Below are 25,166 nucleotides of genomic sequence, written 5' to 3'. Positions count from 1 at the left end.
TATCCACCTCCAGCTTAATAAGCTTACAATAAAATTTTTCCTTTTGCAATATGCTATAATTTTTAAGGGTGAAAGGAAGGGGGTGCTCTTTATGCAAGACAAGATTAAAAGGTTGGTGGAAGAAGTAAAAAGTGAGCTTGTTGAAATGAGGCATTATCTTCACGCTTATCCTGAACCTTCTTTTGAAGAGTATGAGACTACTAAATTTATAGTCAGCAAGTTAAGAGAATATGGAATTGATGATATTAAGGTGGGTTGCGGAGGTAAAGAATCCGGTGTTATAGCTACCATAAGAGGGAAGGCTTTAAAGCCCATGATAGCTTTAAGAGCTGATATAGATGCCTTAAGAATGAGGGAGGAAAATAGATCTCTACCGTATTGTTCTAAGAATGAGGGTGTTATGCACGCTTGTGGGCATGATGCTCATATAGCGATTCTTTTAGCTACAGCTAAGGTTTTATCCCAAATTAAGGAGGAGCTTCCTGGGAGCGTTAGACTGATTTTTCAACCAGCAGAGGAAAGCGCTGCAGGTGCTAAAGAAATAATAAAGGTTGGTGGGATGGAAGATGTTGATGCTGTAACTGGGCTTCATGTATGGGCTTACTATCCATCTGGAACTTTAGGTTTCAGAAAAGGGCCGTTTTTTGCCGCTGTAGATAGAATAGAGATAAATGTTAAGGGTAAAGGTGGACATGGAGCTGCTCCTCAGTTTGCTGTTGATCCTATAGTTATATCTTCTGCTATTATCCTTGCTCTTCAGACTGTGGTTTCGAGGGAAGTAGATCCGATAGAGCCGGCTGTTGTATCTATATGTAAAATAGAGGGCGGAACGGCGTTTAATATAATTCCTGAAGAGGTTAAGATGGTAGGAACGATAAGGACTTTCTCACCTAAAACGAGGGAAAAGGTTGTTTCAAGAGTTGAGGAGATCGCGAATAGTGTGGCTAAGGCTATGAGGGGCTCGATAGAGTTTGTAGACTATTATTCTACGCCAGCTTTAATCAATGATTCTAAATTTACAGAGTTTGCTTCGAATATAGCTAAAAGGCTCTATGGAGAGGAGAGTGTAATAGAAGCGGATATAAATATGGGTGGAGAGGATTTTTCCCTTTATTTAGAAAGGGTTCCAGGTACTTTCTTTTTGCTTGGCACCGGCAATAAGGAGAAAGGTACTGACAAACCCCATCATAATCCTTACTTTGATGTGGATGATGATGCTCTTCCAAAAGGTGTAGAGCTCATGGCAAACATAGCTTATGAGTTTCTGAGGAGAGGGAAATTATGAACTTTATATTTGCTCCATGGAGGATAGAGTATATTCGTGCTCCTAAGGCTTCAGTGTGTTTCTTATGCGATTTACCCCGAGAGGATAAGGATGATGAAAACCTCATACTTTATAGGGGGAAGTCGTGTTTTATCATAATGAACAATTATCCTTACAACCCAGGACATCTTATGATTGCTCCCTATAGGCACATCGGTGAGCTTGAAAAACTATCTAAGGATGAGCTTTTAGAGATGATGCTTCTGACTCAGAAGGCGATTTTTCTACTTAAAAAAGCTATGAGGCCTGATGGTTTTAATCTTGGCTTTAACATAGGTAAGGTAGCAGGTGCGGGTCTTGAGGATCATGTTCACCTTCATATAGTTCCTAGATGGAATGGAGATACCAACTTTATGCCCATTATAGCTGATACAAAGGTAGTCCCTCAGGCTGTTAGGGATACTTATAAAACCCTAAAAGATGTTCTTTCGTCTTGTGATTGAAAGTTGGCTGTGTTAGAATAGAAAGCGTAAATTTTGAGGAAAAGGAGGTTTTGCGAATGCAGCAACAGCCAAGTGTTTTAGGAGGTTTGCTTCCTCTAATACTTATATTTGTAGTTTTTTATTTCCTTTTAATTTGGCCTCAGAGAAAGCAGAGGGAAAGGCATAGGAGGATGATAGAGAGCTTAAGAAGGGGAGATAAGATAGTAACGGTAGGTGGCATATACGGTACTGTGCGAGATATAAAGGATGACAGTTTCATAATTGAGATTGATAGGTTAGAGGAGGACAAGCCGGTCAAGATACGTGTGACAAAAAGTGCAATAGCTGCTAAAAGGGAGAGTGTAGAGGAGACAAGCGAGTCTAAAGAGAACAAGGAGTAATTAGGTAGAACTATTAAAGCTTCTAAAGCTTTAGACAATATTATAAGGTCTTAAGATTATACGAAGAGGTGACCTTTATGTTAGATATGGTGGATTTGATTAAGCTGGAAAAGAACCCAAAGGTCAGAGCTTATATTCAGGCAGCTGATGATTTTCTTTCTGCCTTAGGGTATACTGAACATGGTTTTAGACATGCGGCGTTTGTCGCTAAGGTTGCGAGGAACATTCTGGTTAAGCTTGACTATGGGGAAAGAATGGCTGAGCTTGCTGCTATAGCTGGGTATTTGCACGACATAGGTAATATATGTGGGAGAGAAATGCACGGGCCTGCTGGTGCTTTGATAGCTTTTAGACTTCTTGAGGAGATAGGGATGGATCCATCTGAGATAGGAAAGATCATGGTTGCTATAAGCAATCATGAGGAAGAGATAGGGATACCTGTGGATCCTATAACAGCTGCATTGATACTCGCAGATAAGTCTGATGTCCATTACAGTCGTGTTAGAAATCCCGACATAATAAGCTTTGATATCCATGATAGGGTTAACTATGCAGTGAGAAGATCCTTTCTGAATGTTGATAAAGATAGTAGAAAGATTACTTTAGAAATTGAAATAGATACTGAGATCTCACAGGTAATGGAGTATTTCGAAATATTCTTAACTCGAATGCTGATATCTCGCAAGGCTGCTCATATACTAGGTTGTGAGTTTGGCCTTGTAATAAATGGGGTTAAGCTTCTTTAAGGGGGTGTTTAGCTTGAAGCGGGGAGACATCATTCGTTTAGTTCTGATAGCTAGTATTATTATAGCTGCTGCTGTTTATGTTTTTCCAATTGAGGGACGAATAAACTTAGGGTTAGACCTTAAGGGAGGTTCTCATATAATTCTTCAGTGCGTTTCTACACCTAACGCTCCCGTGACCGAGGATTCTGTTGCAAGGGTTTTAGAAATTTTGAGAAATAGGATAGATCAGTTTGGGGTTGCTGAACCTGTGATTCAGAAAGCTGGACCGGATAGGATATTGGTTCAGCTTCCTGGTGTTAAGGATCCTCAGGCTGCTATAGAGCTTCTTGGTAAAACTGCTTTACTTGAATTTAGGGAAGTTGAGGATGTCGGTCCTCAAAAGCCTCTGGAACCTCAAAGGAGAAATTATTCTTCGGAAGAGGAATATAAAGGCGCCTTATCAAGATATGAAGAGGCATTGAAGCTTTATAATGAGGCTTTGAAGGAGTTTGAGGAGAAAGCCAAAAAGGAGACAGGCTTTACTGTTAACTTTGAGAAGGATACGGGTAGAGTATATCTTCTTGGAAAGACTTGGTTAACAGGTGGTTATCTTAGAGATGCAAGAACAAGCTTTGATAGATTCGGAGCTCCTGCTGTTAGTCTTGAATTTAATAGCGAGGGAGCTAAGATTTTCGAAGAGGCAACGAGAAAAAATGTGGGAAGACAGCTTGCGATCGTTCTCGATGGAAATGTTATTTCAGCTCCCGTCGTTCAAGAGGTTATTCCAGAGGGCAAGGCACAAATAACCGGTAGATTTACCCTTGATGAAGCTCAAAGGCTTGCGATTCTTCTAAGAGCGGGAGCTTTGCCTGTAAAAGTTGATGTGGCTGAAAATAGATCCATAGGTCCTGCCTTAGGTCAGGATTCTATAAGAAGAGGTATTAGAGCAGGTCTATTTGGAGCTGCTTTAGTATTTATCTTCATGGTTCTTTATTATGGTTTACTTGGTCTTGTTGCAGATTTTGCTCTTGCTGTTAATGTTCTTTTGGTTTTTGCCGCTCTTTCTGGACTTGGGGCTACACTGACACTTCCTGGAATAGCTGGTATAGTTCTTAATATAGGTATGGCTGTAGACGGAAATATCTTGATATTCGAAAGGATAAAGGAAGAGCTTAAAGAGGGGAAAACGGTAAGAGCTGCTATAGATGCTGGTTTTAGGAAAGCCTTTAGGACCATATTTGATGCTAATATTACCACTCTTATAGCTGCTGTAGTTCTATTTTACTTTGGTAGTGGGCCTATAAAAGGATTTGCTGTTACCTTAAGTCTTGGTGTAATAATAAGTATGTTTACAGCGATCACTGTGACGAGAAGCATACTTGATGTTCTGCTTTCAATGAAAGTTAAAGCTTTAAAGACGCTTGTTGTTCCAAAAGCAAAGGAGGGATAGGCAGTGTTTTTCTTAAAGGATGTTCCAAATATAAACTTCATGGGCAGTAGAAAACTTGCTTTTATAATTTCAGGTGCGTTAATAGTTTTAAGTTTATTCTCTCTTTGGTTAAGAGGTTTAAACTTAGGTATAGATTTCGCAGGAGGAACCGTTTTTCAAGTTACTTTTCAAAAGGATTTTGATGTAGCTGACATTAGAGTGGTTCTCTCGCAGTTTGGCTTGGGTAACAGTGTTATTCAAAAATCAGAGGATGGTAGCTTTATTATAAAGACTAAAAATCTGGGAAAAGAAGAGCAAATAGCGGTTTTTGATGCCTTAAGGAAGGACCTTGGGGAGCTTAATATATTGAGAATAGAAAGTGTTGGTCCTATAATAGGGGAGGAGCTTAGAAAACAAGCCTTTGTCGCTCTCGTTATAGCTTTGTTGGGTATACTTATTTATATAACGCTGCGTTTTAAATTTGATTTTGCTGTGGTTTCTGTTTTAGCTTTGATTCATGACAGTCTTATAGTTCTTGGTTTTTATTCGCTTCTCTGGAAAGAGATAAATCTACCATTTATAGCTGCTATTCTTACCATTATTGGTTATTCTCTTAATGACACTATTGTAGTCTTAGATAGAGTTAGGGAAAACTTGAGGGTAGCTTCAAGGAAGTTTGATTTTAAGACGTTGATTAACATGAGCATAAATCAAACGCTTTCAAGAACTATAAATACATCTTTAACCACTCTTCTTCCGGTTTTAACTCTTTATCTATTCGGAGGAGAGGTATTGTCTAACTTTGCTTTAGCTCTCTTATTAGGTATAATAATAGGGACGTATTCTTCAATATACATAGCTGGAGCGTTGTTGGTTGAGTGGGATTTAAGAAGGAGAAGGAGGCCAGCAACCTTAAAAGTTACACGTACTTGAGAAGGAGGTGAGGTTTAGTTGTTTGAAGTGATTAGGAAGCTTTTGCTTAGCGGTTTAGGAGTGTTAGCCTTTACAAGAGAGCAGATCGAATCACTAGTAAGGGAGCTGGTATCTAAGGGAGAATTGAGGGAGGAGGAGGGGAAGAGAATACTTGAGGAGTTTGTTAAGAGGATGGAGATGAGAAAAGAGGAGATGTATGAAAGGATAAGGCAGGAAATAATAAAATTTATGGATATAATAGATCTGGCTCGAAAAAGCGAACTTGAAGAGTTGAAGAAAAGATTAAAATCCTTTGAGACACGCATTGAGCTCCTTGAAGAGATAGTGAAGGATCTTAAAAGGGGTGAAGCGTGATGAAAGTTGGAATATTAACTAAGCTCAAAGGATATGTATCTGGTAAGATCCTTGAGGGTATAGCGAGTATATTAGCTTCGGATGATGCAGCTGCAGATGAAAAGATAAAGAGAATTTTTCAACTTTTGTCTGCTTTATCCTTAACTAAGTTTCACAAGGAGTCTTTTAAGGAGATTGCTAGAATGGCTGATACGGGCCACCCCTTTTTCCTTTTATGGAAACGCGTCTTTAAGGAACTTTCTCCAAAGCCCAGGGAAAAGCTAATTTGGAATCTTCTCGTTAATGCCATGATTCTCGGCAGAGTTATAAGAGATAATAAGGAGGAAGAGCTTGGCATACATCTTCCTTTTTTCATGGTTATAAGTCCTACCATGAAGTGTAACTTAAAGTGTAAGGGATGTTATGCGGGAGATTATGATACCTCTAACGATCTTACCTTTGAAGAGATAGATAGGATATTGACTGAAGCCAAGGAGTTAGGCATGTATTTCTTTACCGTTTCTGGTGGAGAGCCTTTCACGAGGAAGGATATGTTTGACATATGGGCGAAGCATGATGATGCTTATTTTAACGTTTATACTAACGGGACTTTAATAACTAAGGACGTTGCTCGAAAGCTGGCAGAGCTTGGTAATGTCGCGCCTATGATAAGCATAGAGGGATCTAAGGAAACTACCGATAAGAGGAGAGGAAGCGGTATTCACGAGAAAGCCCTTCAGGCAATGGATAATTTGAGGGAGGCTGGGGTTTTATTTGGCTTTTCGGCGACATTAACCAGTGCTAGTGCCGATTCCTTAACAAGAGATGAATTTATAGATGAGATGATAGAAAGAGGTTGCAAGGTTGGTTGGTTCTTCCAATACATACCTACTGGAGAAAACCCTGATCTTTCTTATATGTCGACTCCCGAACAGAGAGCGAGGCTTCATGAGAAGGTGGAGTATTGGCGCTCGACGAGGCCTATCTTTTTGGGTGATTTTTGGAATGATGGTAGGTATGTAGATGGATGTATGGCTGGAGGAGAGAGGTATCTTCATATAATAGCTAATGGAGATGTGGAGCCTTGTGTTTTTATGCACTTTGCTGTAGATAATATAAGAAATAAGAGCCTAGTTGAGGTCCTTAAATCTCCGTTCTTCCAGGCTATAAGGGAAGCTCAGCCATATTGTGATGATAATCTTCTAGCTCCTTGCTTGATAATAGATAAGCCTCATCTTTTAAGAGAGATAGTTAAGAAATGCGGGGCTCATCCAACACATCCTGGTGCTGATAAGCTCATAGGTGAACTTGCATCGGGTTTAGATGAGTACTCTAGAAAGATACATGAGATATACAAGAAGCGCTGGGAAGAATATGAAAGATGGCTTTATGTCAGAAGCATATTGTTTAAGGAGGATAAAGAATACTATAGAAAGAGAATGGAGAAACGCTGGAAAGAGATGGGACTTGATCCTGAAGATATATATAGAAAAGCTCAAGAATGGAGCAGTAAGCTTGAAGACTGGCGTGGTAAAGCAGCTACTGGTGCGGAGGGTGAGTAGATATGCCGAGGATTTTGGTGGTTTATCACTCTCGTACTGGTAATACAAAGGCCATGGCTGAAGCTGTGGCTGAAGGTGTGAGAAATGAAGGAGTAGAAGTCACTCTTAAGAACGTTATTGAGGCGAGTCCTGAGGATATGCTTAATCACGATGGTATAATAATTGGAACTCCTACTTACTTTGGTGCCCCATCCGCAGAGATTAAGAAGCTTATCGATAATAGCGTTAAATATTACGGAGATCTTGAAGGTAAGGTGGGAGCTGCTTTTGCTTCTTGTGGGGTTTTGGGTGGAGGGGCTGAAACCGCTGCTTTAGATATAATCAAGGCCTTTTTAATTCATGGTATGATAGTTCAGGGAATAACTAATGGTGCTCATTATGGTCCTATATCTGTTGGTAAGCCAAATGCCTTGATCTTAAGCGAGTGTAAGGAGCTTGGTAAAAAAGTTGCTAGACTAGTTAAAAAGCTGTTTTAATGATGTAAGTTTTAAGCTTTAGGGGACTGCAAGATGGAAGTTCTTGCAGTCCCCGTTATTTTTAAGTATAGATTTTATCGAGTTGAAAAGAGGGAGTGGGTATGAAAGTTTATATAGCTGGTCATAGAGGGCTTGTGGGATCGGCTCTTCTTAAAAAGTTGAAGGAGAAAGGTTATGAAAATATATTATTTAGGTCTAGTAAGGAGCTCGACTTAAGAAGGCAGTCTGATGTTGAAATGTTTTTTGAGGAAAATAAGCCTGATCAGGTATATTTATGTGCTGCTAAAGTAGGTGGTATACTTGCTAATAGTACTTTTAAGGCAGAGTTTATATATGATAACTTAGCTATAGCCTTAAATGTAATTCATTCTTCCTATAAATTTGGAGTGAAGAAACTTCTGAATTTGGGCTCCTCTTGCATCTATCCGAAGAACTCTCCTCAGCCTATGAAGGAGGAGTATCTTCTTTCTGGTTATCTTGAGCTTACAAATGAGCCCTATGCTATAGCTAAGATATCTGCTATAAAGCTTTGTAGATACTATAATGAACAGTACGGAACTAACTTCATATCGGTTATGCCGACGAACCTCTATGGGCCAAATGATAATTTTGATTTGTATACATCTCATGTTCTTCCAGCATTGATCAGAAAGTTTCATTTAGGTAAAGCCCTTGAGGATGGGGATTGGGAATCGATAAGAAGAGATTTAAACGCTAGGCCGATAGAGGATGTAAACGGCGAATGTTCGAAGGAGGTTATCTTAAAAATATTAGAGAAATATGGAATCCAATTTGATAAGCTTTCGCTTAAGGTAAATGTACTTATATGGGGAAGCGGGGAGGTTTATAGGGAGTTTCTATATGTAGAGGACCTTGCAGATGCTTGTGTCTTTTTAATGGAAAGCATTGATGCTCCTGAGATGAGAAAACTTTGCCCAGATTATTTCGTTAATGTGGGTACGGGTGAGGATATAAAGATAAAAGATCTAGCGGGTATTGTAAAGAAAATAGTAGGTTTTAGCGGAGAAGTAAGACAAGATCTTTCCAAGCCTGACGGTGTTCAGAGAAAATTACTTGATGTTTCAAAGATAAGAGAGCTTGGTTGGACACCTAAGGTAGGATTGGAGGAAGGGATAAAGAGGACTTATGAATGGTATATTGGAGTATAATTAGGAGTCCGTTATTGGGGAATTTTTGCAAGTGTCGTAGGTTTTTGATAGTTTAAGGGATGAAGGAAATATTAATCTTAATTCAGCGTAATTTACTTGAAGCGCTTCAATATTTCCTCTATGGAAGTTACACACTACCCGACTTAACTTATATCCTTGGTGGCAGATTTCTTTCATCGGAATCATTGCTTAAGTTAAAAAGGCTCTTTGATGAGGTTAGACCATGGCTTCCAGATATAGTTTCACTTCTAGGGAATCCTCGTATAAGCGAAGAGGAGTATGCTAAGGTATTATCCTATGTATATGGGATTTGGGAAGAAATTATAACTGATGTTAATGATGTTAATAGGGATCTTGAAGTTAAAGAGATCCCTTTGGGACTTAGTTATGATAGCTGGTTTATTAAAGGAGGAAGATCGGAAAGATATAAGGCGGTTCATCTCTTAAGAGAGTATCTTTTAGGAGAAGAGGTAGATAAGTTATTTTTAAGATGTTTAGTTCATGGTAGCGTTGCTACTTTAGATGATGTTGTGGGTTTCAGTGATTTAGATACAGCCTTTATTATTCGTGCCTCAGTTATTAAAGATTTTAGAAAACTAGTTAGAGTTAGGCGTATAGCTTCTCAAATACTATCTTTCACCTATTTTTTTGATCCATTTATGCATCATGGACCTTACTATATTTCGGAGGTGGATCTTGGTTTTTATCCTGAGGCTTATTTCCCTCTAGTTTTATTTGAGAATGGCTTCGACTTAATAGATCCCATTAAAAGCTTAAAGGCGAGTGTTCGTCCTTCGGAAGAAATTACAGATGAAATGCTTAAAAGGTTTGAGATCTTTTTTAAGGAAAGGGTTAATAATCCTTGTTTTATAAGGGATTGTTACGATCTTGAGTGGGTACTAGGAAACGTTATGATTTTACCAGTTCTTTATCTTCAGAGAAAAACCGGAGTTTTTAGATATAAGAGAGAGGCATTAGCTTTAGCAAGGGAGGATTTTACCGAAATAGAATGGGAGTCTGTTGAACTCGCGTCCTTAGTTAGAGCAAGCTTTAAATCCCGTCCCAAAGTGAAGGAGTGGCTCTTAAGATTATCTCTAATGTTACATTTTCCTGAGATTATAAGATCATGGTGTAGATGTGATTTAGAGAGTTTAGAGGAGGTAAGAAACGTTCTTCGTTTTCTTGGAGATAATTATATATTTAAGGTTCTTAATTTTATCGAAATTATAAAATCTAAATTAGATTTAAGGTGGAATGTATAAAGTAGAATTGGTAGAAAACTTTTTTAATATTTTAAATAAGCCTCTAACTGATTTGCCTGAGTTTGTTACAATTGAAGAATACGATAAAGTTATTGATTTTTTATTGTCTCGTTGGCAGAAATTAACTTTTCGCCCTATTTCTATATATCAAGTTGGAGAGATTGGGTCTCCGGGTTTTTCTGATCTAGACTTTATAGTTGTTTTTCCCACCGGGAGCTTCGTTAACATTTTTAGGTTCGATCCTAAATCTTTTCCTGAGTGGGTTAGAAAACTTTTTGTTCATATGCCGCTATTTTGTAGCGAAATCTCTTGGGATTACTTGTTAGGTTGGTTCCCTGTGTCTAATTTAAGATGGTTGTGGGGAGAGAAGCTCGATTGTCCTAGGATTCCTTCATATGTGGAGAAAGGCAATGCCTTTGGTATGTTAGTAGATTACCTGATAGTTAAAATTCCCGTAGATTGGCTCCAGTTTTTATTTACTGAACCTATTAGGTTACGTCTTCTTGTATCTTTGCTTTATAGCGTGAATCATACATTTAGGTTAGCTTTAAAGGCAGGTTTAAACCTATCGTCTAGATGGGGAGAACTCCTTTCGGGAATAGAGCTTTTTAGAAATAGATGGTGGAGTAGAGATTTGAAAGATAACTTAACAGATTTAATGCTTTTATGTATAAATGCCTATAATCTTGTTTCCGAATTAATTTTGGAAATAGATAAAACAATTTCTTGTTTTTGCGATGCTAATATAAGAGTGGGTAAGGGGATCTTTGAGTTTAGTTCTCTTTGGGATCCAGTGGGGGTTTTGGAGGAGGTTTATAGGTTCCTGCGGCTAAATGGGGAGATAAAATGGGTAAGCCCAATCAGCTTCAGAGAGGTTTTGATGTTTTACGCAAAGGTTTGTCATCAATTTATAGATTATTTTAAGAGATATAGTTTTTATAGTTCCTCTAATTGGGATGGTGGAATTTGGGCTGATGGTCTGAGCTATCATGCTAAAGCGATGCTCATTTATAGTCAGGAAGCTTATAGGATTGGTGCTCCTCCTTCAAAGTATATAAGTTTGGGATATTTAAGAGATTTTTGTAGTATCAAGCTTATCAGCCTTTTAAGTGCACATGCGAAGTTTTTGCTATCCTCAGATATAACTTTAGATGAGTTTGGAGAGGTTTTCAAGAGGGTTATAAGATGGTCATAAATAAGAGCAAGATCAGAAAGATCCTTGTAATTCGCCTTGATGCAATAGGTGATGTCATATTAACTACTCCCTTTATACGTGAGTTAAGAAGAAACTTTTCAGGCGCTTTTATTAGCCTTGTTGTCGATCAGAAAGCCTATAATTTAGTTGAGGTCTGTCCTTACGTAAATGAGGTTCTTGCATTTAGAAATTTAAGAATGGATGATAAGATGAAAACTATTAAGGCTTATCTTCTACCTATTTGGTTTGCCTTTGAGTACTTTCGGGGTAAGAATTTCGATTTAGCCTTGCTTCCTCGTTGGGATACCGATTGGTATGGTGCGGCTTACCTTGCCTTTTTAAGTGGAGCTAGGATTCGTGTGGGGTATTCTGAAAATATTAACGCTAATAAAGCTATTTGGAATAGAGGTTTTGATTCCTTTCTTACTCATGTTATAGATATAAGGGATCTAAAACATGAAGTAGAACGTAATCTTAACGTGCTTCACTTTCTTGGTTTAGAGGTCCTGGATGATAGATTAGAGCTCTGGACAAGCAAAGATGATGAGCTTTTCGCTGATTTTACCCTTAAAATAGCAGGTGTTAGTGATAATGATATTTTAATAGCTATTGCTCCAGGAGCAGGTTGGGTAAGGAGAAGATGGCCTATAGAACGCTTCTTAGCGGTATGTAAATGGATATCAAAGCGTTATGATGTGAAATTTCTTGTCCTTGGCGGAAAGGGCGAAGAGGAGCTCGGTTTGTTTTTAGAGAAGATGCTTGAAGATAGGGTTATTAATCTTGTTTCAAAGACTACACTTCGCCAGGCTGTTGCATTACTTAAGCGTTCTAAGCTCTTTATTGGGAATGACTCTTCCCCGATGCATATGGCATCAGCCTGTGGTATTCCTGTGGTGGCTTTATTTTGTCACCCTAAGAATGGAGATCCTGCCTCTCATCATTCTCCTATTCGTTTCGGTCCTTGGAAGACTAAAAGTATAGTTTTGCAGCCTGAAAGAGCCGTTTCTCCTTGCTCATCTGAGTGTAAGGCAGACCAACCTCACTGCATATTGGGAATAGAGGTTGATCAGGTTATAGATGCTGTTTCGTCTTTGTTAGATGGTATAATATATTAAGGAGGAAAAGAGACAAATAAGGGTGGGAGGGATTGAAAATGATGGGAGAAAGATGTTCCGTTCGGCCAGAAGAGGTTCTTGAACTGCTTTCTAAATATATGCTTGTTGATGGTTTTCCTGTGGTTATAGATATGGAAAAGAGTCAAGGAAGCTGGATTATTGATGCTCGTGATGGAAGGCGCTTTCTTGACTTATATTCCTTTTTTGCCTCTTCTCCGTTAGGGTTGAATCACCCTAAGCTTGCTAACGATGAGTTTAAAGAAAGGGTATTTCGAGCAGCTGTCAATAAGGTTGCTAATTCAGATATATACACAATTGAGATGGCTGAGTTTGTCAAAACCTTTATGAAAGTTGCTGCTCCGACTCAGTATGTTCATCTCTTTCTAATAGATGGCGGTGCTCTTGCTATAGAAAACGCTTTGAAGGTGGCTTTTGATTGGAAGGTTAGAAAAAATTTCAAAAAGGGCTATAAGGAAGAAAAGGGGCATAAGGTTATTCACTTTAAGGATGCTTTTCATGGAAGAACCGGTTATACATTAAGTATGACTAATACAGCAGATCCTCGTAAACATATGTATTTCCCTAAATTTGATTGGCCTCGTGTTTTAAATCCTAAAATAGTTTGGCCTTTAGAGAGATATATTGAGGAAGTGAAGAGAGCTGAAGAGGAAAGCATAAAGCAGATTAAGCAAGCTATACATGATAATCCTGATGATATAGCGGCAATTATAATAGAAACTATACAGGGTGAAGGAGGAGATAATCACTTTAGGGGAGAGTTTTTAAGGAAGCTTAGAGAGATAGCTGATGAGGAGGATATAATGCTTATTTTTGATGAAGTTCAGTGTGGGATGGGTATAACTGGTAAGATGTGGGCTTTCCAGCACTTTGATGTGTATCCCGATATAATAGCCTTTGGCAAAAAATCTCAGGTTTGTGGAATACTTGTTACAAATAGGGTTGATGAAGTTGAGAATAATTGTTTTGTTGAGTCAAGTAGAATCAATTCCACCTGGGGAGGAAATATTGTTGATATGGTAAGAGCTACCAGGATACTTGAGATATACGAAGAGAATAAGATTCTTGAGCATGTTAATAGAATTTCCCCGGTTCTTCATGAAGAGCTTCTTCATCTTGAGGAAGAATTTCCAAACCTTGTTTCCAATGTAAGATATAGAGGTTTAATGGCTGCTATAGATTTTCCAACATCTGCTATTAGGGATGAATTTAGAAGGAGGATCTTTGAAAAAGGGGTATTAATATTGGGATGCGGTACTAAGGGTGTAAGGTTTAGGCCTGCCCTGACCATAGGTGAGGATGAGATAAGGGAGGGGATGAAGAGGGTAAGAGAGACCCTTAAGGAAATTAAAGTTTAGTTGGTCTTTAGCAAAGGGCTGAAAGGGAGAATTTCATGAATATTCTTATTACCGAGTTTAAGCATTAAAAGTCGTTCAAGGCCTAGGGCTATTCCGGCACACCGGGGTAGCCCCTTTTTTTCAAGAAGCTCTATATACTCCCAATCTATTTCGTTTTCTTTGCCGCGAGAAAGCCATCTCCTTTTTTGCTCCTGTGGGTTATCAAGTTCCTCGTAGCCATTCGCAAGTTCAACACCTTCTACGAATGCTTCACATCTCGTGCTCCAGAATCCATTGCATTTTGATGAAGCTGCTAAGGGATATGGATAATCAACAAGCCAAAAGGCTTTATCCCTTGGTAGGTCAGGTTCTATATTGCTTAAGAAGGCTGCTTCAAACAGCTCCTCCCAGGAGTAATCTTCTTTAACTTTTACTCCTGCCCTTATCAAGGCATTCAAAAATAGCTTTCTTTCCTTATTCTCCTCTAGGTCTATGTTTAGTTTGACTTTGAAAAGCTCATTTAAACTAATATTTTCCCATGGGGGAGGGTATCTATTGAGAATCTCGAAAACTAACTCTTCGACATCTCTCTTAATAGCATCTATACCTTCTTCTACTCTGTACCATTCCAAGATTAAGAACTCTTTTGTGTGAAGCCCATCTACAGGGTCATCTCTAAATGCGTGGGCTATTTGAAAGATCTTACGTGCTCCAAAAATAACGAGCTTTTTCATAAAAAACTCTGGGGAAGATTGGAGAAAAAGCCCACCTTCTACCCTGATTGGTTTTATGTTAGGGTCTAAATTATACCACGGAGCTAGATAAGGTGTTTCTACCTCTGTAAAGCCCTTTTTTAGAAAGAAGCTCCTAACTTGGTTTAGAAAATCGCTCCAGAGCTTTGCCTTACTCCAAGGATTCATCTATTTACTCTTTCTATGTACTCTCCTGTTTCACTACTTACTCTAACTATGTCTCCTTCCTCTATAAATAGAGGAACCATTATCTTTAAGCCTGTCTCTAATTCTGCTTCTTTCATAGCTCCAGATACGGTGTCTCCTTTAACTCCTGGTTCAGTTCTTGTAACTTTTAGATCTATGTGCTTTGGAGGATTGACCCCTATAGGTTTCCCCTGGTAAAAGATCACGTATACGCTTGTCCCTTCTTTTATAAAGTATTGTGCTTTTCCAACTACGTTTTTAGGTATCTCTATCTGTTCATAAGTCTGGGGATCCATAAAAACTAGTGAATCTCCTTGAGAGTATAGGAATTCCATTTCCCTTTCGCTACAATCGGCTAAAGTTAGCGTATCGCTTGATTTAAAGCTTGCTCTTTCAACATTACCAGTTAATAAATTTACCATTTTAACTCTGACAAAAGCCTGACCCTTACCTGGCTTGACATGTTCGTATTCAATAACTTCATATGGGGTCCCATCTATTTCTATTTTTACTCCTTTATATATCTGGTTTATTCCTATTGATTGTGCCACATTTATCCCTCCTCTTTCTAAGACAGTATTTCCAAAGCATACATAATTGTATCAAAAAGAATCATTCTATGCTATAATCCTTTATAGGTTTTTATTATAAAATATACAGGAGGTGTTCTTATATTTGAGGTTCTGGGATAGGAAAGGTGAGATAAGGTTTCTTAAGGCCTATCTCAGAAGTCTTCCTAATTCTATTTTATTTATATATGGTCCTAAATCCTCTGGTAAAAGTACCCTTATGAAGGAGGTTTTGAAAAGGTTAACCGGAAGTAGAAATATTCTTTATTATGACTTTAGGGGTAAGTTACTAAGGGCTTATCGTACTTTTTCCGATTTACTTTTTAGCGTAAGTTCCTTTAGTAAGGAAGGTATAGAGGGGTTTCCTAGAATAGATGAAGGCTTGAAAAAGGATTTGAGCGAAGGCAAGGTAAATCCGTTTGAGCTTTTAGAGGAGATGCTGAGGAAGTTTGGAGGAAAAAACGTTATTGTAATAGACGAGGTACAAAAGTTAAAAAGCTTATATTTATATGATTCTGTTGAGGATGGCAGGGTATTAGAAGAGCTTCTTAATTTTTTTGTTAGGATAACTAAGGTTGAGCATCTTTCTCACGTTATACTCATGACCTCAGATACCTTCTTTATAGAAGAATTATGTTCCAAGTCTTTTCTCGCTAATTGTGTTGAGTATTTTTTTGTGGATTTCTTCTCAGATGAAATCGCTAAAGATATCCTTCTTTATGAGAAATTAAGCGAAACAGAATCTTCTTATGTAGTTTCTTGGTGTGGTGGTGTCCCCTGGTTTTTAGAAAGGGTGCTTGCTAAGAAGAAGATTCTTGGAGTTAGAGAGTCTGTTAAAGTCTTGTACAATGCAGTTAGGGGAGAAGTTTTGGATAAACTTGGTAGATTGTGGAGCGGAAGGGAGGATCTCGCTAAGAAGGACGGGGAGGTTCTTGTTAGGATAGTTATGGGAAGTAAGGTTGATATGCTTCTTAGAGATAGAGAGAGTGTTGAAAGGCTTGCATCTTCTGAGATAGTCTTTTATGACCCAATTACTGGGGGCGTACGCCCCCAAACTCGTCTTCATGAAAGGGCTATAAAGGAGGTTTTAGGGCTATAAAGAAATTATAACCTCTATCCGAACTTTAAGTTGGGGAGGGAGCTAAGGTGTTAATTTACGATAGCGTACAGGTAGGGGATTTCTTTTTTATTAGCTCTTATCTGGAAGGAAGTATCCTGAAGATAGACTCAAATGGAAAAATAGTTTCTAAATATGAGGGTTTTAAAAATCCACTTGCTTTAGCTAAGATCGATGATAGAGTATATCTCCTCGACGTGGGTACGTTGAAGCTTTATAGATATTTTGAAGAGAGGGATAAGTGGGAGTTGGAAAGCTTCCCATATGAGGTTTCTCATCCCTACTGGATTGGATTTAATGGTCAAGAATTTGTAGTCGTTGATAAAGATAGAAGAACAATCTTAAACTTTGAGAAAAAGGTTCAACCTTCTCTTTTTTTATCCTCACCTGTTTATATATTTGATATGCCTTGCTCGGTGAAGTTTTCCTCCAATAGAGCTTTTTTACTTGCAAATGGTGAAAGGTTGCTTGTAGAGTATTCCTTGAGTAGCGAACCGCTGAGTCTTTTGGAATTGCCGATTTCTCCGACTTCTTGGACAGTGTTCGATGATAAACCATATTTGCTTTGTGATGGCTTTCTACTTACTGTTAGAAATGGAAGGTTGTTAAAAAAGGTGATTAGCTTTAAAAACGGTGTGATTCTCTCTTCGAATTTGCTGCTTATCTGGGATGGGAGTTCTCTAAGGAAGGTTGATGAATCAGGTTGGGAAGATGCTGAAACGGAAGCTAGACCCCGTAGCTTCCTTATAGGTTTTGCATTTGATCCAGATACGACAGAAAGGGAATTTAAAGAGTTTGTTAGCTATTTCATAGATAAGGGTAAAACCTTGGGGCTTTCCTTGAAAACTGTTATTGAAGAGCTTGCTCGTGATTTAAGTTTTGATAATCTTGTAAAATTGCAATCTAAGCTTTTATCCATTGAGCTTGAATTTAAGAGATTATATCCTAACATGATTAATCTTTTGTGTTCATTAACTTGTGAAGATTCGTTTAAGCGAATTGCTCCATATGTGAAGGATCTCTTAAGGTTTTTTACCTTAAATTACAAGCTTTGGTTTTTGCCGTGGGAAGTATATTGGAATGTACCTAACAGTGAGAGGATGATCTTTAAGAGAGAACTCTATGAAGCTCTGTCAGAATATTATACTAGTGTAGATGTGATTACTAGAATCTTAGATTTTATCCTGCCTGAGGTTAAACGATGTTTGGAAAATTCGTTAGATCAAGAATATGTTAATAAAGCTTCGAGGGATTTTGAATTCTTAGTCTGGATGCTTAGGCTACTTTTAAGATCGGCTATTCTTTCTGGAGATGAAGATATAAGTTCAACCTTTTTTGAGAAATTTCTTAGTTGGAGAAAAGATATAGATTTTATTAAGTTTACAGAGAAGTTAAAAAGTAGGGAGCTATTAGTAGAAATTATACCAAATCTTCTGGGGTTCAATAATTTTTATTTAGCCCTTGTTGAAGAGAATGCCGGAATTATCAGAAGGATTTTGTTTTCAAGTGAGAGTATCATTAGGTTAACCCCTCTTTTTTATGCAAGCTATGCTCTTGAAAGCGAAGGGAGTATTTTTATTTCAGATTGGGGTGAGTGTAGCCTATGTAAGTTTTCTCTGGATGGGAGACTTCTTTGGAAGAGACATGAATTTCCTGGAGCAACTTTTCTTTTGCTAAAGGATGGGAGTCTTTATGTTTCTGGAGGCTTTAAGAACTCTATATGGATTATTAATCCTGACTCTGGTGAGCTGAAGGGTAACTTGTTTTTACCTGAAGGTTCAAGGGTCGGTAAGCTCTTTGAAGATAAAAATGGGAACCTGTTATGCTCTTACTATTTTGGCGGCAGGGTTTATTTAAGGAATTTGTCTCTAAATAAGGACATCTTTTGGTCGGATTCTGACTTTACTTATTTGATGCCAGACGATACTTTTCTCTTATTTTTCCCTGGTTCTGTACGTTCTTATGTATCTGGTAACTTAAGGGTTTTATTCGATCCTAGACTGTTGACTTTAAGGGATTGTATTTATAGAGATGGTTTGTATATAGGTAACGTTATATGTTTAGGTGGCATGAAATCTTTTGTATTAGGTGGTAGTGGAATAGAGCGTGTGGAAACTATCTTCATTAACCATGTTTTTTCTGGAATACCGCTTTTACTAAGGGATGGTAAGTTATTGATATTTTACTCTTTAGGTTATTTAAGAGAAATATCTTTACCAGGAGGAAATGATGTATGAGTATTGCCTTTGTTTTTTTGCTTTATTACTCCTTTGGTCATACAAGGGGCTTGGTTGAAGAGTCACTCAAGGTTTTTAATGAAAGTGATTTTAGTTTTTATATAAACTCTAAGCAGCCGATAATGGTACCTTCTGAAGTTCAAAGGAATAGGAATATAATTTACTTCAGCGATTTTGAAAGGATTATGGAAGAGTTGACAAGAAGAAAAGATATTGATGCTATTATTATCTTTGATACAATACCTGATCACATTGAGACATTGATAAAGGTGAAACCCTGTTCAAAGAGGATTTTCCTTTATAATGCTTCTGTTGATATTTTAGCTCTTAATGAGAAGTTAAGGCTCTTAGCTTCAAAAGGGTATATTTTCATTTGGGAGCATGAGGTTGCATCTTATATGGCTAAAAAGTACGTATTTTCAGAAGGTATTTATCCGGTTTTGACCTACCCCGTTCCAGATTATTCAGATCTTTGTGATTCTTGTCTTGATTATGATCTTCTCTTCCCTGGCAGCTTTGAAGAGAGAAAAGGGGCTTCGGTCTTTCTAATGGTGCTTCCAGATCTTGTGAAAAGCGGTTTGAGGATAAGGGCAAGTTTATTCGGATTTGATGTGAATGAGTGGATGATTTTAGAGTTTGCGAAATACGATGGTAAGATATATCTAAAGAAAGAGCCTGATAAATCTCAGGAGGAGTTTATAAGGGAACTACTCTCTTCAAGGATTGGTTTTTTCCCCTATGATCCTTATCAATACTCCTTAGCTGGTTCCGGTATTCTAAAGGAGTGTATGATTTATGGTATACCAGTTATAACGACTAAGGGAAGCTTTCTTTCTTACTATCTTGAAAGGAATAATGGTAGCTGGGTTTCTTTGGAGACAAGGATTGATAGAGATGCCATTATAGAAACCATTTACGATGCTATGCGTAATTATGATAGTCTTAGAGATAAAGCATTAAAGATCAGATTTAATGTTAAAAAGGAGTGTTCTTCATTTTCTTTCAAGGAAAGATTACTCAACATCGTATATGGAAAAGTTAATGAAGGGGAGCTTTCCTTGCCTGAATATTTGTTGAGTAGAGCTGAGGCTTACTTTCTATACTTTAAGGCAGGAATGCTTTATCGTAAGAGCAAATTTGAGGAAGCAGAGGAATACCTTGATAAGGCATTAACTATAGATTGTGGATACTGGAGAGCTCTTTTTTTAAAAGCGGATTTGCTTTCAAGGAAAGGTGAGTATATAAAAGCTATTGAGATGATAGAATTAGCGGAGTCTAATCCTCTAATATCGCCCCTGAATAAGGGATATGCTTTGGTTAAAAAGGCCGCCTTATTTGAAAAGATAGGTAAGACCTCTCTTTGTATTAATACTCTTAACTCTGTTAAGCCGTTGAAGCCTTATCTCTCTACACGCTGTTTAGATGATTTGCTAGAGATTAAGTCTGTGAAGCTTACGGATCTGTTAGACAGTTTATTTTCAGATTCGTTAAATTACCTTGATATAGTTTTACCAAAGCTTTACAAGATAGTGTTTCTCTTGAAGATCTTTAATATTGGCGTTTATATTGATAGGTCTGTTGAAAGAATTTTTTCTAAACTTTCAGAGGAAATAGAATCGCTCACCCCTGAAGATGAGTCCTTACTTGAGACTAATTTCTTAGGAATTCGAGCGTTGTTTTATAACCTGATTGCTTCGCTCGCTGTTAGTGAAAAGAAGAGATATGCTCAAGAAGCGCTATTTCTTTTCATTAAGCTTTTTGGAAGGCTTGCCGTTAAAGATCCTTTATATACTTATAATATAGCTTCGCTTTATGAAAAGCTTGGAGATCTTGATAAAGCCGAGGAGTTATTTAAGGAGGCCCTTGACAGAGATTTTTATAATAAATCTGGGATTTATTTCCATCTGGCTGAAATATATCTCAAAAGAGGACGTTTAAGGGAAGCAGTTGATTTTTATTCTCTTTGTCTTAGTTTTGAGTCAGATCACGTTTTGGCAGCTAAAAGGCTAGAGGAATTGGGGGTGAAAAGGAATGGGATTTAAAGAGGCGGTATTAGATTTAGAAAGAAAGATTGATCGCTTTTTTAAATCTAATAATGTGATTATATTTGGTGCATCTAGTGGTGGTAGACAAGTGATGGAGATACTTAAATTTTTAAATAAGAGGCCAACGTTTTTTGTTGATAATGATCAGAATAAGTGGGGTATGGAAATTGATGGTATAAAAGTTATGTCGCCTGAAGAGTTAAAGAGATTAAATCCTGATATCATAGTTATCGGTTCAACTATATATGAGTCTGAGATGATAGAACAGGTTGAAAGATATGGCTTGGGAGATAAGGTGGTAGTTAGGGACTTTCTTGAAATTTTGGTAGTTATAAAAGCGTTAGTTAGAATATTTAGGAGTTTTGAGAAACACGCTTTTGAAAGTGAGTAATTTCTATGAGGTCTTCTTTTACTCTAATAGAAGTATTAATAGCTACTTTAATTCTTGCTCTAGTTGGTGTTGGGACTTTGAGCTTAATTACTCAGAGCGTATCGTTAGTTAGAGAAGCGAGGGATTTGATACTTTTAACTCTTATAGCTGAGGATTTAGCTACAAGGGATATCCTCGATCTTCTTCCTGACTGGGAGGTGAGAGGGGAAAAGGAAGGCTTTAAATGGTCAAGGGAAATAGTTTCTACTCAAATATCTGCTATTGAACTTCGTAAGTACACGGTAAGTAAGGGAGGAAGGAGTGTTGATTTCCTTGTTGTTAAAAGGCGTTAAGTTTTTATGTTTCATTTTATTTTTTCCCTTTGTTTTTCAATCTGTGGTCTTAGGTAAGGTATTTGAGGTTCCAACACCAGGTTATCCTACCCTAAGGTCTGCTTTGGAAGAGGCTTTTTTAAGCGATGGGGAGGACGTCATATACTTGATTGGCGATTTAGATGAGAATATCTCTATAAGTTTTAATGGAGGTATAAAAAATATAACTATAGAATCTAAAAACGGGATCTTTAAATTAGATGGGAGAAAAAGGGATAGATGCTTGAAGATAGAAGTGAGAGGAGGAGCGTTAAACTTAACATTAAGAGGATTAAAACTTATAAATGGTTTTAGCGGGGGTAAAGGGGGAGCGATGTTTTTTGAGGTTTTTCCTCAAGGAAGTCTCAGCCTCAAGGCTTTTGATCTTATGGTGGAAAGTTCAACAGCGAGTACTCATGGAGGCGGTATAGCCCTTGTTAATTACGGTTTGTTAAGTGCTGATTTTAAAAGAAGTGTTTTTAAGGGCAATAAGAGTTTAGATTTAGGAGGAGCAGTATTAATTGATGGTTCTAATGTCATCTTTGAAAATTGTCTCATAGTTGAAAACATTGCTGAGGATGGGGGAGGTGGACTTTACATCGTTAATGGTTCTCAGGTCTTTTTGGGAAGCTCTACAGTTACTAATAATGTTGCTAAAATTGGCACTTTTAATAAAAAGGATGGTGGGGGGCTTTATTTAACGGGTAATTCCATGATAAGGGTGGAGAATTCCATTGTTTGGGGTAATGAAGGGAATTTGGTTAATAAAGATATATATCTTTCCACAGGTTCCTCTATATTATGCAGATATAGCCTTGTATCTAAATATTTAGGGGAAAACTGTATTAATGTAAATCCGATGTTTGGAGAGAACTACTCTCTTTCTCCAGGTAGCCCATGTATAGATGCTGGTAATCCTGAGAGCTATCCCCGAGACGATATTTATAAGGCATTAAGACCTGCTGATGGGAATAACGATGGCAGGGCACTCCCTGACATAGGGGCTTTCGAGGCCCAATATGATATTACTCCGCCATCAGAAGTTTCAGATTTCCAAGCTATACCATCTGCTTTTTCTGTATCTTTGCTTTGGAGAAATCCTGATGATTTGGATTTCAACTCTATAAGGGTTTATATTGCTACTGACCAAGGAGGTTGGGAGAAACTATTTGAAACTAAAGAGAGCGAATGTGAGATTCAGGGGCTTTTAGCTGATACTGAATATTATTTTAAAGTAGCTACTCTTGATCTTTTTGGAAATGAAAGCGTTGGGAAAGTAATTAGCGTTAGAACTCTTATGGAATCGGATACTCCCCCCTTTGAACCAGAACCTGAGCCAGAACCAGAACCTGAGCCAGAGCCAGGACCAGGACCAGAACCAGAACCTGAGCCAGAGCCAGGACCAGGACCAGGGCCAGGACCAGAGCCAGAACCTGAGCCAGAGCCAGGACCAGAGCCAGAGCCTGGGCCAGGACCAGAGCCTGGGCCAGGACCAGAGCCAGGACCAGAACCTGAGCCAGGACCAGATATTATCCCTCCTAAGGAAGTTTATAATCTTTTAGCCTTGCCTTCTACTTCTTCTGTTACTTTGTTTTGGAATAATCCTAATGATGAAGATCTTTCAGCTTGCAAAATCTATTCAGGATCTCTTTTAATTGGAAAGGTGGAAGTATTTCCTTTAAGTTCAAGCTCTTTTATTATTTCTAATCTTAGGCCGGGTACTCTTTATTCTTTTAAGGTTACTACTGTTGATAAAGTAGGTAACGAAAGCAAGGGGACTTTGATATCAGTAAAGACTCTTCCTTATAATAATCCACCTATAATAAGGTCTCTTAGTTGTTTTCCTACATCTGGGAGTAAGGGAACCATCTTTAGGTTTTCTTGTCTTGTTGAGGATCCTGATGGGGATGAAGTTTATTATGATTGGGAGCTTCAAGATAAAGATATTGGTTTTTTCCTTACTCGATCTTCGGAGGCTTACCTTATAGCTTATGCTTTGCCTGAGGATAGAACCATTCGGATTAGCGTTAAGGTAGGGGATAACAAGGGTGCTTTTACACAAGGGAACCTTAGCTTTGAGATAAAAGGACTTAATGGATTAGATAGTGATGGTGATGGAGTGGAAGACGCTTTTGAGGGGTCATATGCTTTTGATCCCAAACTTGTTTATGTTCAGGGAAGCGAGATCCTGTGTAAGGTTAATAATGGCAGGATTAAAAATTTCGCCTTGAAGGGGAGTAATCCTTATGAGTTTTTCTTTAATGTAGTTGATGTGAACCCAGGTGGCGTGGTTGATTTGGACATAGAGTTTCCTTTCCCTGTAATAGGTATGCAATTATACCTATGGAATGAAAAGGGATTCAAAAAATTTAAGAATTTCAATCGGGTATTAGCTTTAACCGATGGGGGAGAATACGATCTTGATGGAGAAGCTAATGGCAAGATAGAAACATTATTTAAGCTTAATGTTGAGTTTGCGGAGCTTAAAGGGGGTTGTGAAGTTTCTAGAACTTCTGTTTCGTCAAGTATTATAGCTTCTTTTATTTTACTTAGTGTTTTAGTGTTTCCTATTCTGAGGAGGAAAACAAAATGAAAGCTTTGTGGATATTACCATACGTTTTTTATCCATTGAGAGCAGGAGGACAGTTTTCAGTTTACCCTTGGTTGAAGGAGCTTTATAGTCGTGGATGGAATTTTTTTCTTATTCAGTATAACTCTCCTTCTGGTTTTTTAAAGGAAAGCCTAAAGGAATTATCTTGGGCTTATAAAGTTCTAACAGTTGAACCTAGAAGGTTTAAAGATAAGAAGTCTTACTTAAGAGCTCTTTTGTTGAGCGATAGGAGCTTTTTTAGGTTAAGAAATGATATACCTGAAATATATCAAGCCTTGGAATCTGCTTCCTCAAGCGGATTTTATCCTAAAATAATAATATTAAGTCACTCTTATATGGGATTTCTCATCCCTTATCTTAGAAAAGTTTTCTCTGACTCTAAAATTATAATAGATCTTCATAATTTGGAATGGCGAGCTTATGGTAATCTCCTTAACTATTATGATAGTTTCTCGGAAAAGTTTGATGCTTTCGTTAATTTTGTTAGGTTGAAGGAAGAGGAAGACGAAGCTTTTAAAGAGTGCGATGGTATGATATATCTTTCTCCATTGGAGGGGAAGTACCTGAGTTTATTTGAAAAGCCTACTTTGTGGAGGCCTGCTCGATTCCCTGAGAGTAGAATTTTGCTAAGGAATGAGTTGTTGAAAAATAGGGATATAATGATTACATCGAGTTTAAACGTTAGGTGGATATGTGAAGAGATCCTTGGTTTTATTAAAGAAGTATGGCTTGAGTATAGAAAGATATTCAAGGAAGCTAACTTTTGGGTAATAGGTAGAGAACCTCTCGAGTGGTTTAAATCCAAAGCTCTAAGTTTTGAGGGGGTCCATGTTTTGGGTTGGGTTGATGACCTCTCACCCTATATAAAGAGATCTAGGGTCTTTATAGCTCCTTTTAGAAAATCTATGGGGAGTTTAACGAAAATAGTTAGCGCTTGGTCTTGGGGGATTCCCGTAGTTACTACTTCTATCGTAGCAAAGGGATTAAAAGGAGAACAAGGAAAGCACTTCTTAGTTGGAAGTAGTTTTGAGGAGCTTTTGCATCTCTGCTTTAAGCTTGCTGTTGATGATGAGCTTGCTTTGAGGCTTTCTGAGGAAAGCTATAATTTCGTTTTAGAGGAGTATGACCTTGCGCGCTTCGTCGATAGATTTGAAAATTGGGTGAAGGAGAGCTTCCTATAGACTCATGTTGTGGTATAATTACCCAT

The 25,166-nt window shown here is 37.9% G+C and carries 23 protein-coding genes; 21 read left to right on the top strand and 2 right to left on the bottom strand.

The genetic code is table 11. From position 1 onward, the window contains the following. The first annotated feature begins 91 nt into the window (after nucleotides 1-91). From NZ900_02905 to lat, 14 genes are all read left to right on the top strand, one after another. Nucleotides 92-1,285: an amidohydrolase gene (locus NZ900_02905; GenBank protein ID MCS7233044.1), complete on the top strand. Its 1,194-nt coding sequence runs from the start codon at nucleotides 92-94 to the stop codon at nucleotides 1,283-1,285. Beyond that, on the top strand, nucleotides 1,282-1,767 hold the full coding sequence (locus NZ900_02900) for an HIT domain-containing protein (GenBank protein MCS7233043.1): 486 nt from the start codon (nucleotides 1,282-1,284) through the stop codon (nucleotides 1,765-1,767). The genes NZ900_02905 and NZ900_02900 overlap by 4 nt, the downstream gene beginning before the upstream one ends. Nucleotides 1,768-1,823: 56 nt before the next feature. Next, nucleotides 1,824-2,147 carry a preprotein translocase subunit YajC gene (gene yajC, locus NZ900_02895; protein ID MCS7233042.1) on the top strand — a complete coding sequence of 108 codons (324 nt, stop codon included), beginning with the start codon at nucleotides 1,824-1,826 and terminating at the stop codon, nucleotides 2,145-2,147. Nucleotides 2,148-2,233: 86 nt separating this feature from the next. Then, complete coding sequence (locus NZ900_02890) at nucleotides 2,234-2,893, top strand: HD domain-containing protein (GenBank protein ID MCS7233041.1); 660 nt, start codon at nucleotides 2,234-2,236, stop codon at nucleotides 2,891-2,893. Between the two features lie 13 nt (nucleotides 2,894-2,906). Next, nucleotides 2,907-4,322 (top strand): protein translocase subunit SecD, encoded by a 1,416-nt coding sequence (gene secD / locus NZ900_02885; GenBank protein MCS7233040.1) that lies wholly within the window; start codon nucleotides 2,907-2,909, stop codon nucleotides 4,320-4,322. 3 nt (nucleotides 4,323-4,325) lie between these two features. After that, entirely contained in the window at nucleotides 4,326-5,234 is a 909-nt protein-coding gene (gene secF / locus NZ900_02880) for a protein translocase subunit SecF (protein MCS7233039.1), read from the top strand. An 18-nt stretch (nucleotides 5,235-5,252) separates the two neighbouring features. Beyond that, on the top strand, nucleotides 5,253-5,588 hold the full coding sequence (locus tag NZ900_02875) for a hypothetical protein (GenBank protein MCS7233038.1): 336 nt from the start codon (nucleotides 5,253-5,255) through the stop codon (nucleotides 5,586-5,588). Then, nucleotides 5,588-7,129, top strand: coding sequence for a radical SAM protein (locus NZ900_02870; GenBank protein MCS7233037.1), 1,542 nt, complete (start codon nucleotides 5,588-5,590; stop codon nucleotides 7,127-7,129). The genes NZ900_02875 and NZ900_02870 overlap by 1 nt, the downstream gene beginning before the upstream one ends. 2 nt (nucleotides 7,130-7,131) lie before the next feature. Continuing rightward, nucleotides 7,132-7,605 carry an NAD(P)H-dependent oxidoreductase gene (locus tag NZ900_02865; protein ID MCS7233036.1) on the top strand — a complete coding sequence of 158 codons (474 nt, stop codon included), beginning with the start codon at nucleotides 7,132-7,134 and terminating at the stop codon, nucleotides 7,603-7,605. 101 nt (nucleotides 7,606-7,706) lie between these two features. Continuing rightward, a complete protein-coding gene (locus tag NZ900_02860; GenBank protein MCS7233035.1) occupies nucleotides 7,707-8,774 on the top strand; it encodes a GDP-L-fucose synthase in 1,068 nt (355 codons plus the stop codon). A gap of 59 nt (nucleotides 8,775-8,833) precedes the next feature. Continuing rightward, nucleotides 8,834-10,036 (top strand): hypothetical protein, encoded by a 1,203-nt coding sequence (locus NZ900_02855; GenBank protein MCS7233034.1) that lies wholly within the window; start codon nucleotides 8,834-8,836, stop codon nucleotides 10,034-10,036. Continuing rightward, nucleotides 10,029-11,231: a hypothetical protein gene (locus NZ900_02850; GenBank protein MCS7233033.1), complete on the top strand. Its 1,203-nt coding sequence runs from the start codon at nucleotides 10,029-10,031 to the stop codon at nucleotides 11,229-11,231. The genes NZ900_02855 and NZ900_02850 overlap by 8 nt, the downstream gene beginning before the upstream one ends. Beyond that, nucleotides 11,222-12,346 (top strand): glycosyltransferase family 9 protein, encoded by a 1,125-nt coding sequence (locus NZ900_02845; protein MCS7233032.1) that lies wholly within the window; start codon nucleotides 11,222-11,224, stop codon nucleotides 12,344-12,346. The genes NZ900_02850 and NZ900_02845 overlap by 10 nt, the downstream gene beginning before the upstream one ends. A gap of 38 nt (nucleotides 12,347-12,384) precedes the next feature. After that, nucleotides 12,385-13,722: an L-lysine 6-transaminase gene (lat, locus tag NZ900_02840; GenBank protein MCS7233031.1), complete on the top strand. Its 1,338-nt coding sequence runs from the start codon at nucleotides 12,385-12,387 to the stop codon at nucleotides 13,720-13,722. On the opposite strand, the gene NZ900_02835 is transcribed toward lat, so the two are convergent. Both NZ900_02835 and efp read right to left on the bottom strand, forming a co-directional pair. After that, the gene (locus tag NZ900_02835; GenBank protein MCS7233030.1) at nucleotides 13,719-14,621 is read right to left on the bottom strand and encodes a hypothetical protein; all 903 of its coding nucleotides are present in this window, start codon (nucleotides 14,619-14,621) and stop codon (nucleotides 13,719-13,721) included. The two genes, lat and NZ900_02835, sit on opposite strands and share 4 nt — an antisense overlap. Next, nucleotides 14,618-15,190, bottom strand: coding sequence for an elongation factor P (efp, locus tag NZ900_02830; protein ID MCS7233029.1), 573 nt, complete (start codon nucleotides 15,188-15,190; stop codon nucleotides 14,618-14,620). The genes NZ900_02835 and efp overlap by 4 nt, the downstream gene beginning before the upstream one ends. A 124-nt stretch (nucleotides 15,191-15,314) precedes the next feature. On the opposite strand from efp, the gene NZ900_02825 reads away from it, so the two are divergent. The 7 genes from NZ900_02825 to NZ900_02795 are packed head-to-tail and all read left to right on the top strand — an operon-like array spanning nucleotide 15,315 to nucleotide 25,140. Beyond that, nucleotides 15,315-16,307 carry an ATP-binding protein gene (locus tag NZ900_02825; GenBank protein MCS7233028.1) on the top strand — a complete coding sequence of 331 codons (993 nt, stop codon included), beginning with the start codon at nucleotides 15,315-15,317 and terminating at the stop codon, nucleotides 16,305-16,307. Nucleotides 16,308-16,354: 47 nt separating this feature from the next. Next, a complete protein-coding gene (locus tag NZ900_02820) occupies nucleotides 16,355-18,562 on the top strand; it encodes a hypothetical protein (protein MCS7233027.1) in 2,208 nt (735 codons plus the stop codon). Continuing rightward, nucleotides 18,559-20,604, top strand: coding sequence for a tetratricopeptide repeat protein (locus NZ900_02815; GenBank protein ID MCS7233026.1), 2,046 nt, complete (start codon nucleotides 18,559-18,561; stop codon nucleotides 20,602-20,604). The genes NZ900_02820 and NZ900_02815 overlap by 4 nt, the downstream gene beginning before the upstream one ends. Then, entirely contained in the window at nucleotides 20,594-20,998 is a 405-nt protein-coding gene (locus NZ900_02810) for a hypothetical protein (GenBank protein ID MCS7233025.1), read from the top strand. The genes NZ900_02815 and NZ900_02810 overlap by 11 nt, the downstream gene beginning before the upstream one ends. A 5-nt stretch (nucleotides 20,999-21,003) precedes the next feature. Then, nucleotides 21,004-21,330 carry a hypothetical protein gene (locus NZ900_02805; GenBank protein MCS7233024.1) on the top strand — a complete coding sequence of 109 codons (327 nt, stop codon included), beginning with the start codon at nucleotides 21,004-21,006 and terminating at the stop codon, nucleotides 21,328-21,330. After that, on the top strand, nucleotides 21,302-23,941 hold the full coding sequence (locus NZ900_02800; GenBank protein MCS7233023.1) for a hypothetical protein: 2,640 nt from the start codon (nucleotides 21,302-21,304) through the stop codon (nucleotides 23,939-23,941). Before NZ900_02805 ends, NZ900_02800 begins: the two co-directional genes overlap by 29 nt. Then, nucleotides 23,938-25,140, top strand: a complete 1,203-nt coding sequence (locus NZ900_02795; GenBank protein ID MCS7233022.1) for a glycosyltransferase — start codon at nucleotides 23,938-23,940, stop codon at nucleotides 25,138-25,140. The genes NZ900_02800 and NZ900_02795 overlap by 4 nt, the downstream gene beginning before the upstream one ends. Nucleotides 25,141-25,166: the final 26 nt, after the last annotated feature.

The sequence above is a fragment of the Synergistota bacterium genome, from assembly GCA_025060595.1.
Taxonomy (GTDB): domain Bacteria; phylum Synergistota; class GBS-1; order GBS-1; family GBS-1; genus 42-11.
This window is presented reverse-complemented; position numbering and strand designations above follow the sequence as displayed.